Genomic DNA, 12,633 nt, shown 5'->3' on the forward strand with positions numbered 1-12,633 from the left:
CATCCTCACAAGTCCGCGCGGCATCCGCACGCGCTTCCGGCCCGAGCCGCCGCTCAGGCGCCTGCGCGCCGATGCCCGGCTCACCGGGCACTACGCGGCGGTGAGCCGGGCACTACGCGGCGGTGAGCTGGGTACGTACCAGTTTGGCGAAACGCCCCTCGCGGGCCAGCAGCTCGTCCGGGCGGCCCTGCTCGACAATCTGGCCGTGCTCCAGCATGACCACGCGGTCGGCGGTGCGGATCGTGGTGAGCCGGTGCGCGATGACGAGCGTGGTACGCCCGGCGCGAGTGGCGGCGATCGCCGCGGCCAGGTGCCGCTCGCTCTCGGCGTCCAGGTTGGACACCGCCTCGTCGAGTACCAGGATCGGCGTCTCGGCCAGCAGCGCGCGGGCGATCGCGAGCCGCTGGCGCTGGCCGCCGGAGAGCAGGTTGCCCAGCTCGCCGGCGATCGTGTCGTAGCCGTCGGGCAGCGCGGCGACGAACTCGTGCGCCTGTGCCGTACGCGCCGCCGCCTCGACCTGCTCCCGCGTGGCCTCGGGCCGGCCCAGCCGCAGGTTGTCGGCGATCGAGATGTTGAACAGGTGCACGTCCTGCGGCACGTACGCGACGAGGCGGCGCAGGTCGGAATCGGCGATCGTCCGCAGGTCGTGCCCGCCGATCGTGATGCTCCCCTCGTCGACGTCCCAGAGCCGCAGCAGCAGGTGCGCGGAGGTGGACTTGCCGGCGCCGGAGTGGCCGACCAGCGCCACCGTCTCGCCCGGCTCGACCGTGAAGGAGAGGTCGCGGACCGCGGGCGGCAGGTCCGGCCCGTACCGGAAGGTGGCCCGGTCGTACCGGACCAGGGCCGGCGTGTCGCGCACGTCGGCCGGGCGCTCCGGGTCGGGTACGGCGCGCGGCACGGCGAGCACGTCCAGCACGCGTACCGCGGCGGCGGAGACGATGCCGACCTCGCGGGCCACGTCGACGACCGCGGTGACCGGGGCGAGCGAGAAGGCGGCCAGCACCACGGCCGCGGGCAGCAGCTCGGCGCTGAGGCTGCCGGCGGCGACGAGCGTGCCGCCGGCGACCAGGGCGGCGAGCACGCCGAGCGTCACGATCGCGTCGGTGGCGGCCAGCTCGATCCCGGCCCGGCGGCTGTGCGTGGCCCGGGCGGCGTCGAGGGCGCGGGTCCGCTCCCGCAGGCGGCGTGCCTGGGCCCGGCCGGCGCCGAAGGTGAGCACCTCGCGCAGCCCTTGGAGGGCGTCGACGGCCTCGGCGTTCAGCGCGCCGGCGGCGGACCGGACCGCGGTGCCGTCGGCCTCGGCGCGGCGGCGCAGCCAGATCGGCACGCTGGCGAGCGCGACCAGCACCGGCAGCAGCGCCAGCGCGAGGGTCGGGTCGACGAACGCGAGCGCGACGAGCGCCCCGGCCGGCACCACGGCGGCGGAGACCAGCGGGCTGAGCGTGTGCGCGAAGAACGTCTCCAGCAGCTCCACGTCGCTGATCGCGGTGGAGCCCAGCTCGCCGGAGCGGCGGGACAGCAGGTCGCCGGGGGACATCCGGGCGAACGAGTCGTAAACGCGGCCGCGCACGTCGACCAGCACGCGGAACGCGACGACGTGGGCGAGCTGGGTCTCCGCCCAGGGCGCCACGACCAGCGGCACGACGAGTGCGAGCAGCAGCAGGAAGCCGCCGCGCAGGTCGGCCGGTGCGGTGCCGGTCAGCGCCCGCCCGACTAGGACCGCGCCGAGCACCGCGCTGGCGATCGTGAAGACGTGGTTGGCGACGCCGGCGAGGATCGCGACCGCGATGACGCGCCGGTGCCCGCGCAGCAGCCGGAGCAGGGGCAGCAGGGACCTCATGCGGGCGCCTCCTCGGGGGTCGTGCCGGCGGCGACCAGCCGGGCGAACGCCCCGGACCGCGCCAGCAGCTCGTCGTGGCCGCCGCTCTCCACGATGCCGCCCCGGTCGAGCACCACGATCCGGTCGGCGCCGCGCACGGTGGAGAGCCGGTGCGCGATGGTCAGCGTGGTACGCCCCCGCGCGGCCCGGTGCAGCGCCCGCGCGATCGACCGCTCGTTGGCACTGTCCACACTGGAGGTCGCCTCGTCCAGGATCAGCACCGGCGCGTCGGTCAGCAGCGCGCGGGCGATGGAGAGGCGCTGGCGCTCGCCACCGGAGAGCTTCATGCCGCGCTCGCCGACGACCGTGTCCAGCCCGTCCGGCAGCGCGGCGACGAACGCGGCCGCGTTGGCCGCATCGAGCGCCCGCCGCACCTCCTCGTCGCCGGCGTCCGGGCGGGCCAGCGTGAGGTTGTCCCGCACCGAGCGGTGGAACAGGTACGTGTCCTGGGAGACCACCGCCACCTGCCGGCGCAGCGCGTCCAGTGGCCACTCGGTCACCGGTACGCCGCCGAGGTGTACCGCGCCCTCCTGCGGGTCGAACCAGCGCAGCAGCAGCCCGATCAGCGTCGTCTTGCCGGCGCCGGAGCGCCCGACGACCGCGACGTGCTCGCCGGCGCCGATCCGCAGCGTGAGGTCGCGGACGGCCGGCTCGTCCCGGCCCGGGTACGTGAACGTGACTCCCGTGAAGTCCAGCGCCAGCGACTGCCCGGACGGGGTGCGCGGGCTGGCCGGCTCCCGCACCGGCGGCTCGGCGTCGAGGATCTCGAAGATGCCGGTGGCCGCGGAGAGGGCCGGGTAGCCGGCGTGGAACGCGTTCTGCAGGTCGCGCAGCGGGCGGAAGCACTCCCGGGCGAGCAGCAGGATCATCAGCAGCGACAGCGCCGGCAGCGCGCCCTCGGCGTGCCGTACCGCGCCCAGCCCGGCGGCGAACGCGGTGCCGAAGCCGACCGCCAGCCCGACGACGCCGACGTAGAGCACGGTGACCGCGCAGAGCCGGATGGAGACGCGGCAGAAGTCCTTGGCCCGCTCGGTCAGCTCCCGGCCGCGGCGCTCGGCCGCGCCGAAGACCTTGAGCGTGGCCATGCCCTGGATCGCGTCCAGGTTTTCCGCGTACAGCGCGTGGTAGGCGGCCATCCACGGGTCCATCCGGCCGGCGAGCACCTTCTGCGACAGCTGCGGCACGAGCGGGACGACCAGCGCGCAGGCGAGCACGACCCCGCCGACGACCGGGTCGAGGGCGAGCAGGAAGCCGGCGATGGCGGCCGCGCCGACCACAGACGCTATGGCCTGCGGGATGAACCGCCCCACGTACGCGTCCAGCGCCTCGACTCCGTCGACCAATGTGGACTGTACGGCGCCGGTCCGGCGGCGGCGCACGTCGGCCGGGCCGAGCCGGAGCAGTTGGGCGTACAGGTCGGCGCGGACCGCCTCCTTCACCGCCGTGGCGGCGCCGGCGGAGGCGACCTCGCGGCGCCACTGCGCCCCGGCCCGGACCGCCTGCACCGCGACCAGTCCGGCCAGCGCCGGCAGCGAGCCGCCCAGCCCGGCGCCGGCGATGACGTCGTCGACCACGACCGCGAGCAGCAGGCCCTGGCCGGCGTACGAGGCGGTGATCGCCACCGAGAGGCCGACCAGTTCGGCCATCCGCCAGCGGGCCCGCAGCGCCCAGCGCAGCAGCCGCGCGTTCGCGCTCATCGGACCGCGAGCAGGACCCGGTCGTCCAGGTCCTGCCAGATCGTGGCGATCTCCCGGAAGCCGGCCTCGGTCAGCGCGGTCACGTGCGTGGACAGGGAGGTGAGGCGGTCGCCGTCGCGGGGCCCGTACCGCTCGTCGGCCAGCCGGCGCCGCTCCTGCCGCTCCCGGGCCGCCTCGGCGAGGGCGTCGCTCGCCTCGGCCCACCAGCGCTCCCAGTCGGGCACGCCGCCGACCGTGAACGCCTCGTGCGTCGCCCGCTCGGTGGCCGCCGCGGCGAGCCGCTCGTGCGTGGCCTGGCCGGGGTCGTACGGCAGGTTGTCGCCGTTGAGCAGCACGCCGCCTGGCCGGACCAACTCACCGACCCGCTGGTACAGCGCGAACAGGGCGCCCGGTTCGAGCCAGTGCAGCGCGGTGGTGGAGACGGCCGCGTCGACCCGCTCCACGCCGAGCCGGTCGGCCCAGGACGGGTCGCGCAGGTCGGCGTCGACCCAGCGCAGCCGGTCGCCGTAGCCGGCCAGCGCGCCCTGGCCGAGGCGCAGCAGCAGCGGGTCGGCGTCGACGGCGATGGCGGTCGCCCCGGGGTACGCGTCGAGGATCCGCTTGGCCAGCGAGCCGGGCCCGCAGCCGAGGTCGAGGACGGTGAACCGCTCGCCGAGCACGGCGCCGAGCGTGCGCACGATCGCCGCGAAGCGCTCCTCCCGGCGCGGCAGGTATCCGGTCTGCTGGGCGTCCCATGTGGACAGCAGATCGGTCCAGCGCGGTTCGGTGTCCACAGTGGTCATTGTCCAACTCCTTCTACAGCGGGCGAGTGGCGGAAGTAGTCGCGGGCGGCCAGCAGGTCGCGAGTGACCGGATGGGGGTCTGCGCCGGCCGGCAGCTCGTCGACGATCTGGCCGGCGTGCATGACCAGGACCCGGTCGGCGACCTGCTCGACCACGCCCAGGTCGTGCGAGATGAGCAGCATGCTCGGGCCGGTGCCGCGCAGGTCGCGCAGCAGCCGGACGAACTCGGCGCGGTGCGTGGAGTCGAGCGCGCTCACCGGCTCGTCCAGGATCAGCAGCTCCGGGGCGCCGGCCAGCGCGCGGGCGAGCACGGCCCGCTGGCGCTCGCCGCCGGAGAGCTGCCACGGCCGCCGCCGGGCGTGCGCCCCGTGCAGGCCCACCCGCTCCAGCAGCGCTCTCCGGCGACCGGGTATCTCCGCCGCCGGTACCCGATGAAGGTGGAGCGCCTCGTCGAGCGCGTCGCCGACGGCCTGGCGCCGGTCGAGCGCTGTCGCGGGGTCCTGGAAGACCAGGTGCACGCGCTGGGCGCGGACCGGCCCACCGTCCAATGTGACCGTGCCGGAGAGCCGCGGCTCCAGCCCGGCGAGCGCGCGGGCCAATGTGGACTTGCCGCAGCCGGAGTTGCCGACCACGGCGACCACCTCGCCGCGCCGCACGGTCAGGTCGACGCCGGCGAGCGCGGTGACCGGCGGGCGGCGGCCCCGGCCCGGGTACGTCACGCGCAGGTCGCGCGCGGCCAGCAGCACCGGCCCGGACGGCGCCGGCGCGGCGGGCGGATCGGGCAGGTCGGCGGCGGCGACAAGGCGGCGGGTCACCGGATGCTCGGGCCGGGCCAACACGTCCGCCGCCGGTCCGGACTCGACCACCTGGCCGGCGTCGAAGACCGCGATCGTGTCCGCCAGCCGCGCGGCCATCCCCAGCTCGTGCGTGATGACGACGAGCGTGGTGCCGAGCTGGCGCTGGATCCGGCCGAGCAGCTCGACCACGCCGACCGCGGCGGTCGCGTCCAGCGCGCTGGTCGGCTCGTCGGCGATGAGTACGCGCGGCTCGCCGGCGAGGGCGAGCGCGATCAGGACCCGCTGCCGCATGCCGCCGGAGAGCTCGCCGGGGCGCTGCCGCGCGACCCGGCCCGGCTCGCCGATCCCGACCAGCGTGAGCAGCTCGCGGGCGCGCGCGGCGGCGGCCTTGCCGCGCAGGCCCTGGTGGAGCGTGACGGCGGCGGCGAGCTGGGCGCCGACCCGGCGCAGGGGGTTGAGTGTGCTGCCGACGTCCTGCGGCACGTACGCGACGAGCCGGCCGCGGACCGCTCGCAGCCCCGCCTCGTCGAGCCCGACCAGCTCGCGCCCGGCCAGTTGGGCCGAGCCGGCGACCCGGGCGGCCAAATGCGGCGGGAAGAGGCCGAGCGCGCCGAGCACGGTCATCGTCTTGCCGCTGCCGCTCGGCCCGACCACGGCCAGCGTGCCGCCGGCCGGTACGGCGAGCGTGGCGCCGTCGACGACGGGGGCGCCGTTCACCTCGACGCGCAGGCCGGTGAGGCGCACCCCGTCGCTGGGCTCCACAGTGGACGGCATCGGCGCGGGAGCGGTCCGCCCGCGTACCCGGGCCGGCTCGGTGGTGCCGTGCGTGAACCAGCCACCGACCCGGTCGGCGAGCAGGTTGCACGCCACGGCGACGGCGGCGACCGCGGCCACCGGGGCGAGGAAGAGCCACGGCGCGGTGGACAGGTACGGGCGCGACTCGACCATCATCGTGCCCCACTCCGGGACCGGCGGCTGGGCGCCGAGCCCCAGGAAGCTGAGCGTGGCCACCGCGACGATCACCTCGGCCGCCGTGATGCCCAGCAGCACCACGACCGGGCCGCCGAGCGAGGGCAGGACGTGGCGCAGCAGGATCCTCGCCGGGCCGGCGCCGAGCAGCCGCAGCGCCTGGTTGCTCGGCTCGTCCCGGCGCAGCCGCGTCTCGGTGCGCACCACGCGGGCGTACGGCGGCCAGAGCGTCAGCCCCAGCGCGAGCGCGACCTGCCACGGGCCGCCGCCGAGCAGCCCGGCCAGCACCAGCCCGAGCAGCACCGTCGGCACGCTGGTGACCAGGTCGACCAGCCGTAGCACCGCGCGGTCCAGCAGCCCGCCGCGCCAGCCCGCGACCACGCCGATGCCGCCGCCGAGCAGCAGGCACATCAGCAGTACGACGCCGACCGCGATCACCGAGCCGCGCGCGCCGGCGACCACGCGGGCCAGCTCGTCCCGGCCGAGGTGGTCGGTGCCGAGCCAGGCGTGCCAGCCGGGGGAGAGCAGCGCCCGGCCCAGGTCGGTCTCCCGTTCCCGGCCGGCGGTCAGCAGCGGACCGGCCACGCCGGCCACCACGAAGGCGGCGACCGTACCGGCCGCGAGCAGGTGCCGCGCCCTCACGGCGCGCTCCGGGCGCGCGGGTCGAGCAGCGCGGCGAGCGCCAGCGTCGCGCCCCGGGACACGATCACCACGACGGAGAGCAGCAGGACGCTGGCCTGAAGCGGCTGCCAGTCGCGGTAGCGCAGCGCGGAGATCAGGTACGAGCCGAGGCCGGGCCAGCCGAACACCTCCTCGACGACCAGCGTGCTGGTGCCCAGTACGGCGAGGATGTTGCCGGCCACGACCAAGCTGGTGACTGCGGCGTTGGGCAGGGCGGCGCGGAGCAGGCACGAGGTGCGGGAGTAGCCCTGCGCGCGGGCCATCACCAGGTACGGCTCGGCCATCACCTCGCGCAGCCGGCTGGACAGCACGCGGCCGAGCGCGGCGCCGGCGGGCAATCCGAGCACGAGCGCGGGGAGCAGCAGCGCGCGTACGCCGCCGCTCATGCCCTGCGTCGGAAACCAGCCCAGGCGCACCGAGAACTGGGCGACCAGCGCGAACGCCAGCGCGAACGCGGGCACCGACACCAGCAGCAGCGACAGCCCGCGGGAGAGCGCGGGCACGACGCGCCCGGTCGCGGCGTTCTCGGCCAGTCCGATCAGGAGGCCGACCAGTAGCGCGACCAGGCTGCCGGCGAGCGCGAGGGTCAGCGTCGGCCCGATCCGCTCGGCGACCTCGGTGGCGACCGGCCGCCCGGTCCGGATCGAGGAGCCGAGGTCGCCGGTGACCGCGCGGCCGAGCATGAGCACGTACCGCTCGTGCACCGGCAGGTCGAGGCCGAGGCGGTGCCGCTCGGCGGCGATCCGCTCCTCGGTGACCGCGCCGCCCTGCTCCCGTACGACGGAGGCGGCGGCGTCGCCCCGGGTCAGGGCGAGCAGGCCGAAGCTGACCAGCGAGACGACGAGTGCCAGCGCCGCCATCTCGACGACCCGGCCGGCCACCGCCGCCGGCCCGCGCCACCGCTTCCGCATCGCGTTACCGCTTCCGCATCGCGTTACCGGGCCACGCCGACCTTGGTCAGCGGCAGGTCGTACTCGGTCACGCCCAGCTCGAAGCCCTTGACCGCCGGGCCGACCGCCCAGACCCTCGGCAGCTCCACGACCGGCGCCACCGCCCAGTCGTCGTTGAGCCGGGACCACACCTTCTCGTACGCGGCGGCCCGCGCCTGCTCGCTCGTGCTGGCCAGGGCGGCGTCGACGAGCCCGTCGAGGTCGGGCGCCGTGTAGAGGAACGCCGGCACCGTACTGCGGAAGTTGGCGTTGAGCATCGCGAACGGGTCGTAGGGCGGCCCGTAGGTGAGGTAGAAGAGCAGGTCGTAGTCGCGCTTGGCGGCGGTGTCGGTGTACGCGGCCGAGTCGAGCTGCTCGATCTCCACCTGGATGCCGACCTTGGCCAGGTCGGCCTGGATCGCCTCGCTGAGCGTGCGCGCCTGGGGCAGCATCCCCGTGTCGAGGATCAGCCGCAGCGACACCGCGGACTGTCCGGCCTGGCCCAGCAGGTCTCGGGCCCGCCCCTGGTCGAGCGTGAGGTCGCGGGGCTGCCGCGGCGCGTACGGGATCGCGGGCGGAAACACCTGCGTCGCCGGCTTGGCGAGGTCGTGGAAGAGCGCCTTGGCGTACGCGTCCCGGTCGAGTGCCCGGTTGACCGCCTCCCGTACGCGCGGGTCGGCCAGCGCCCGGTTGCCGGTCGTGGTGTTGAACGCGAGCAGCAGGTTGGTCGAGGAGGGCTCGGAGAGCAGCGAGACGCCGGCGTGGGCGCGCAGGTCGAGCGTCTCCTCCGGAGCCAGCGGGGCCAGGTAGTCGCCGCCGATCACGTCGACCTCGCCCGCCTTGAGCGCGGCGAGGCGGGCCTGCGAGTTGGGCATCACGGCGAAGACGACCCGGTCGAGGTTGGGCCGCCCGCCCCAGTACGTGTCGTTGCGGACCAGCGTGATCTCGGTCTGGGACACGGACTCCACCTGGTACGGCCCGGTGCCCACCGGTTTGAGGTAGTTGCCGGCCGCGTCGAAGGAGGCGGGGCTGCGGAAGCGCACCGGCCGCATGAGCGTCAGCTCCTGCAACGCCGGGTAGTACGGCCCTTTGAGCCGCAGCACCAGCGTCCGCTCGTCCGGCGCCTCGATCGCGCTCGTCTGGCGGGAGATGCCGAGGAACGGGGTGTCGCCGATCCACCGTTCCATGTCGGTCCTGGCGACCGGTGCGGTGAACGCCTCGCCGTCGGAGAAGGTCACGCCGCCGCGCAGGTGGAAGGTGAGCGTCAGCCCGTCCGGGCTCACCTCCCACCGCTCGGCCAGGCCGGGCAGCACCTCGCCTCTCGGCCCGTACCGCACCAGCGGCTCGTAGATCTGGTCGAGCACGTTGAACGCGTGCGTCTTGTACTCGAGGCCGTTGAGGTCGGCCTCCGGCTGGCCGATCGCCACGCGCAGCGTGCCGCCGGCCGGTACGGCCCCGGTGTCCGGGCCGCCGGCGGGGGCACCGCCGCCGCACGCCGCGAGCGACAGGACCAGCACGGCACAGGCCAGCGCCGCCTGCCATCGTCGCCGTTCCCGCATGACCGCCTCCAGATGCTTGTCGAGAACGAACAACGTGCGACGAACCGGCAAACTTTTTGTGAGCGTGGTGCAGTTGCAAAGAGTTGGCAACTAGGAGGCAGGCTAGCCGTTGTGGATCACGGTGGACAACCGCGCGGTGAGCCAGATCACCGCGCGGCGCGGCTTCCCGGCGGCGGCGCGGTCGGTCGGTCCGGCGGGCCGGCCGCAGCCGTGCGGCCAGTGGCCACGGCTGCGGTCGCGAGGCAGGCCAGGGCCGCGGCGAGCAGCGACGGGCGGCTGCCCAGGCCGACCAGCGCCGAGCCGAGCGGGATGGCGAGCACGATCGGCCCGAACATCGCCGTGCTGGCGGTCGCGGCGACGCGGCCGAGCAGCGCGTGCGGGGTACGCGCCTGCACGGCGGTCACCGCCGCCACCAGGGTCCACGGCAAGCGGCCGGCGGACTGCGTGGACACCTCTCCGATCAGAAAGCTTGAGCGGAATTGAGTCAATGTGTGCGGACGATGTCAATCTTCTGTTGACAGAGCCTGCCGCAGCTCCGCGAGGGCCTGCCGCACCGGCAGCGGGAGCCGTTGCTCGCCGGCGCCGGAGAGGTCGGCCGCGATGTGCACGGCCAGCGCGTAGAGCGAGCCGGGGCCGGCGTCGAGGGCGGCCCGCACGGTCTGGCGGACCAGGTCGGCCCGGGTGAAGTGGGCGTCCCAGCCCTGGTCGGCCTCGATCCACCGGTCGAGCGCGACGACCGCCGCGCGGACGGCGGCCAGCCCCGGCGCGTACGCCAGGTCGAGCGCGCGGCGCCGGGCCCGGGCCGACTCGACCAGGCGCTGGTGCCGCTGCTGCGCCGCCTGCCGGCTGGCCAGGCCGAGCACGGCCGCGATCTGGTGCCACGTCGCGCCGTGGTGCCGGGCCCGCTCGATGAGCTCGCGCTCGTGCTCGTCGAGCCGCGCGCGGGCCGCGGCCACCTCGGCCAGGTCGGTCAGTTCAGCCGTCACCCTGTCAACAGTACGTTGACAGGGTGACGGCTGGTCGTCCCCGGGTCAGAAGTAGCGCAACCACACATAGCCCCAGGCGACCGTCACGGTCACCAGGGTCGTGATGATGCCGTACTTGGTGAACTGCCAGAACGTGATCGGCTGCCCGTGCTGTGCGGCGATGCCGAGGACGACGACGTTGGCGCTGGCCGCCACCGCCGTGCCGTTGCCGCCCAGGTCGGCGCCGAGCGCGAACGCCCACCACAGCGACTGCCCGGTGTCCGGGTCCGGTGCCTGTGCCACCAGCTCCTCGACGACCGGCGCCATCGTCGCCACGTACGGGATGTTGTCGAAGAACGCCCCGAGTACGGCCGAGCCGAAGATCAGGGCGGTCGCGGCGAGGAAGTAGTTGTCGCCCACGGCGTCCACGGCCCAGCCGCCGAGCCGGTCGATCACGCCGGTCTCCACCAGGCCGCCGACCATCACGAACAGGCCCATGAAGAACACCAGGGTCGTCCACTCGACCTCGGCGAGGTAGTCGGACGCCTTCACGCCGGAGACGAGCACCATGAGGCCGGCGCCGAGCAGCGCGATGACGGACGGCTCCAGGTGCAGGACGTGGTGCAGCGCGAAACCGACCATCACGAGGGTCAGGACGATCAGGCAGCGGATCAGCAGCCCTTTGTCCTTGATGGCGTCCCGCCCGTTGAGCCGCATGACCGCCTCGACCCGCTCCGGCTTGTGCACGAAAGCCTTGCGGAACATCAACCGGGCCATGAGCACGAACATGACGAACAACACGATGGTGATCGGTGTCATGTGGACGATGAAGTCGTTGTACGTGAGCCCCGCGCGGGCGCCGATGATGATGTTCGGGGGATCGCCGATGAGCGTGGCGGCGCCGCCGATGTTCGACGCCAGCGCTTCCGCGATCAGGTACGGCGCGGCGGGCAGGTCCAGCTTCTGACAGACCGCGATGGTCACCGGCGCCACCAGCATGACCGTGGTGACGTTGTCCAGGAACGGCGACGCGACCGCCGTGATGACCATCAGCAGGACCAGCAGGCGGTACGGCTGTCCGCGCGACTTCTTGCCGGCCCAGATGCCTAAGAACTCGAAGACCCCGGTCTGTTTGATCACCCCAACGATGATCATCATGCCGAGGAGAAGGAAGATGACACCCCAGTCGATGCCGGCGTGCTCGCTGTAGAACACGTCGTCGCCGGGCACCAGTCGCAGCGCGACCATGAGCCCGGCGGCACCGAGGACGACCGCGACGCGGTGGACTCGTTCGGTGGCGATGAGAAAGAACGCCACCGAGAAGATGATGACCGCGACAATGGCGCCGAGGCCGTTCACCGGCGGCCCCCGGGCGGACCGTGCTCGGTCGCGTTTCCATATACAAGGCGGTCGTTGCATCCGGGCGCGTGCCCGTGACCTGACGCGTGCATGCGCCATGGTCGCCCGCACCTCGAACGGGCGACTATCGGTGCCGACACCCATATCGGCGCATGCGTGGCATGCAATGTAGGTCGCCCGCGAAATGGGTGTCGGCACCAATGGTGACCATCCCGCGGGATGCGGTCTGCTGTACGGGAGGCCGCGCGGTACCGGTCCCTACGTCGAATCCAGCAGGATTCCCTCGTCGGGCGGCGTCGGATCGTCCGACCGCGCGGCCCACCAATGTGCTCGTGGGCGGGCTACGCCGGCTGCGCGGCGCCCCAGTAGTGCTCGCGCACCGTGACACCGTCGCGGTCGGAGAGCATGTCTCCCACCAGCGGGGTGAAGTGCGGTGCGCTGTTGATGGTGTGTTTGTCGTGCGGCACGGTCAACGCGCCGTCGACGACAGCGGCCTCCTCCAGGTCGACGAGGTGGGAGCGGCGCAGCAGACCGCCCGAGATCGCCGCCACGCCGGCCGGCGCGTGGATGTCGGCGGGGTACTGGTAGACGGCCGTGATCCGGCCGACCAGCTGGCTGTCCCGGGCGTGCAGCGCACGACCGACCAGTTCGTCATCCGGTGTGTTCATTGACGGCTCCTGATGATGGTACGGATACCGACAGCCCGACCGTCCGCCGATGTCCGCCGCGTGACAATAGGTGCCAGCACCCATTTTCGGGCCGTCCGTCAGCCTTTGGGGCCGTCGGTCAGCCCCGAGGGCGGTCGCCGGCAGCGCCGAGCAGGTGTGCGGCCGCGGCGGCCAGGATGAGCCCGGCGGCGAGTGCCAACCCGCGCCCGGAGGCGACCGCGACGGCGAGTACCCCGAAGGCGACGACCATCAGCAGCCACCCCCCGATCCGCCGGCGGCGGTCGGCGTGCGTGCCGCGGCGGATGCGGTCGTCGAGATGGTTCATCGGCTCCTCGGGGCTCGGGTCTC

General features: G+C 74.1%; 11 protein-coding genes. All 11 read right to left on the bottom strand.

From position 1 onward, the window contains the following. Positions 1–112: 112 nt before the first annotated feature. Entirely contained in the window at positions 113–1,840 is a 1,728-nt protein-coding gene (locus ACFFIA_RS29675) for an ABC transporter ATP-binding protein (RefSeq protein WP_377256937.1), read from the bottom strand. Beyond that, positions 1,837–3,576 (bottom strand): ABC transporter ATP-binding protein/permease, encoded by a 1,740-nt coding sequence (locus ACFFIA_RS29680; RefSeq protein ID WP_377256940.1) that lies wholly within the window; start codon positions 3,574–3,576, stop codon positions 1,837–1,839. Before ACFFIA_RS29680 ends, ACFFIA_RS29675 begins: the two co-directional genes overlap by 4 nt. Further along, the gene (locus ACFFIA_RS29685; protein ID WP_377256943.1) at positions 3,573–4,358 is read right to left on the bottom strand and encodes a class I SAM-dependent methyltransferase; all 786 of its coding nucleotides are present in this window, start codon (positions 4,356–4,358) and stop codon (positions 3,573–3,575) included. Before ACFFIA_RS29685 ends, ACFFIA_RS29680 begins: the two co-directional genes overlap by 4 nt. After that, complete coding sequence (locus ACFFIA_RS29690; RefSeq protein WP_377256946.1) at positions 4,355–6,766, bottom strand: ATP-binding cassette domain-containing protein; 2,412 nt, start codon at positions 6,764–6,766, stop codon at positions 4,355–4,357. Before ACFFIA_RS29690 ends, ACFFIA_RS29685 begins: the two co-directional genes overlap by 4 nt. Then, on the bottom strand, positions 6,763–7,716 hold the full coding sequence (locus ACFFIA_RS29695; protein ID WP_377256949.1) for an ABC transporter permease: 954 nt from the start codon (positions 7,714–7,716) through the stop codon (positions 6,763–6,765). Before ACFFIA_RS29695 ends, ACFFIA_RS29690 begins: the two co-directional genes overlap by 4 nt. Positions 7,717–7,739: 23 nt before the next feature. Then, positions 7,740–9,293 carry an ABC transporter substrate-binding protein gene (locus ACFFIA_RS29700; protein ID WP_377256952.1) on the bottom strand — a complete coding sequence of 518 codons (1,554 nt, stop codon included), beginning with the start codon at positions 9,291–9,293 and terminating at the stop codon, positions 7,740–7,742. Between the two features lie 146 nt (positions 9,294–9,439). After that, positions 9,440–9,745, bottom strand: coding sequence for a hypothetical protein (locus ACFFIA_RS29705; protein ID WP_377256955.1), 306 nt, complete (start codon positions 9,743–9,745; stop codon positions 9,440–9,442). A gap of 51 nt (positions 9,746–9,796) precedes the next feature. After that, complete coding sequence (locus tag ACFFIA_RS29710; RefSeq protein ID WP_377256958.1) at positions 9,797–10,279, bottom strand: hypothetical protein; 483 nt, start codon at positions 10,277–10,279, stop codon at positions 9,797–9,799. 45 nt (positions 10,280–10,324) lie between these two features. Then, positions 10,325–11,617: an ArsB/NhaD family transporter gene (locus ACFFIA_RS29715; protein ID WP_377256961.1), complete on the bottom strand. Its 1,293-nt coding sequence runs from the start codon at positions 11,615–11,617 to the stop codon at positions 10,325–10,327. A gap of 341 nt (positions 11,618–11,958) precedes the next feature. Next, entirely contained in the window at positions 11,959–12,285 is a 327-nt protein-coding gene (locus ACFFIA_RS29720; protein WP_377256964.1) for a hypothetical protein, read from the bottom strand. Between the two features lie 118 nt (positions 12,286–12,403). Next, positions 12,404–12,610, bottom strand: coding sequence for a hypothetical protein (locus ACFFIA_RS29725; RefSeq protein WP_377256967.1), 207 nt, complete (start codon positions 12,608–12,610; stop codon positions 12,404–12,406). Between the last annotated feature and the right edge of the window lie 23 nt (positions 12,611–12,633).

This window comes from Phytohabitans kaempferiae, assembly GCF_042433955.1.
Lineage (GTDB): Bacteria > Actinomycetota > Actinomycetes > Mycobacteriales > Micromonosporaceae > Phytohabitans > Phytohabitans kaempferiae.

Coding starts and splice junctions, on each gene's coding strand:
- ACFFIA_RS29675 (WP_377256937.1), bottom strand. CDS start 1,840: ATGAGGTCCCTGCTGCCCCTGCTCCGGCTGCTGCGCGGGCACCGGCGC.
- ACFFIA_RS29680 (WP_377256940.1), bottom strand. CDS start 3,576: ATGAGCGCGAACGCGCGGCTGCTGCGCTGGGCGCTGCGGGCCCGCTGG.
- ACFFIA_RS29685 (WP_377256943.1), bottom strand. CDS start 4,358: ATGACCACTGTGGACACCGAACCGCGCTGGACCGATCTGCTGTCCACA.
- ACFFIA_RS29695 (WP_377256949.1), bottom strand. CDS start 7,716: ATGCGGAAGCGGTGGCGCGGGCCGGCGGCGGTGGCCGGCCGGGTCGTC.
- ACFFIA_RS29700 (WP_377256952.1), bottom strand. CDS start 9,293: ATGCGGGAACGGCGACGATGGCAGGCGGCGCTGGCCTGTGCCGTGCTG.
- ACFFIA_RS29720 (WP_377256964.1), bottom strand. CDS start 12,285: ATGAACACACCGGATGACGAACTGGTCGGTCGTGCGCTGCACGCCCGG.
- ACFFIA_RS29725 (WP_377256967.1), bottom strand. CDS start 12,610: ATGAACCATCTCGACGACCGCATCCGCCGCGGCACGCACGCCGACCGC.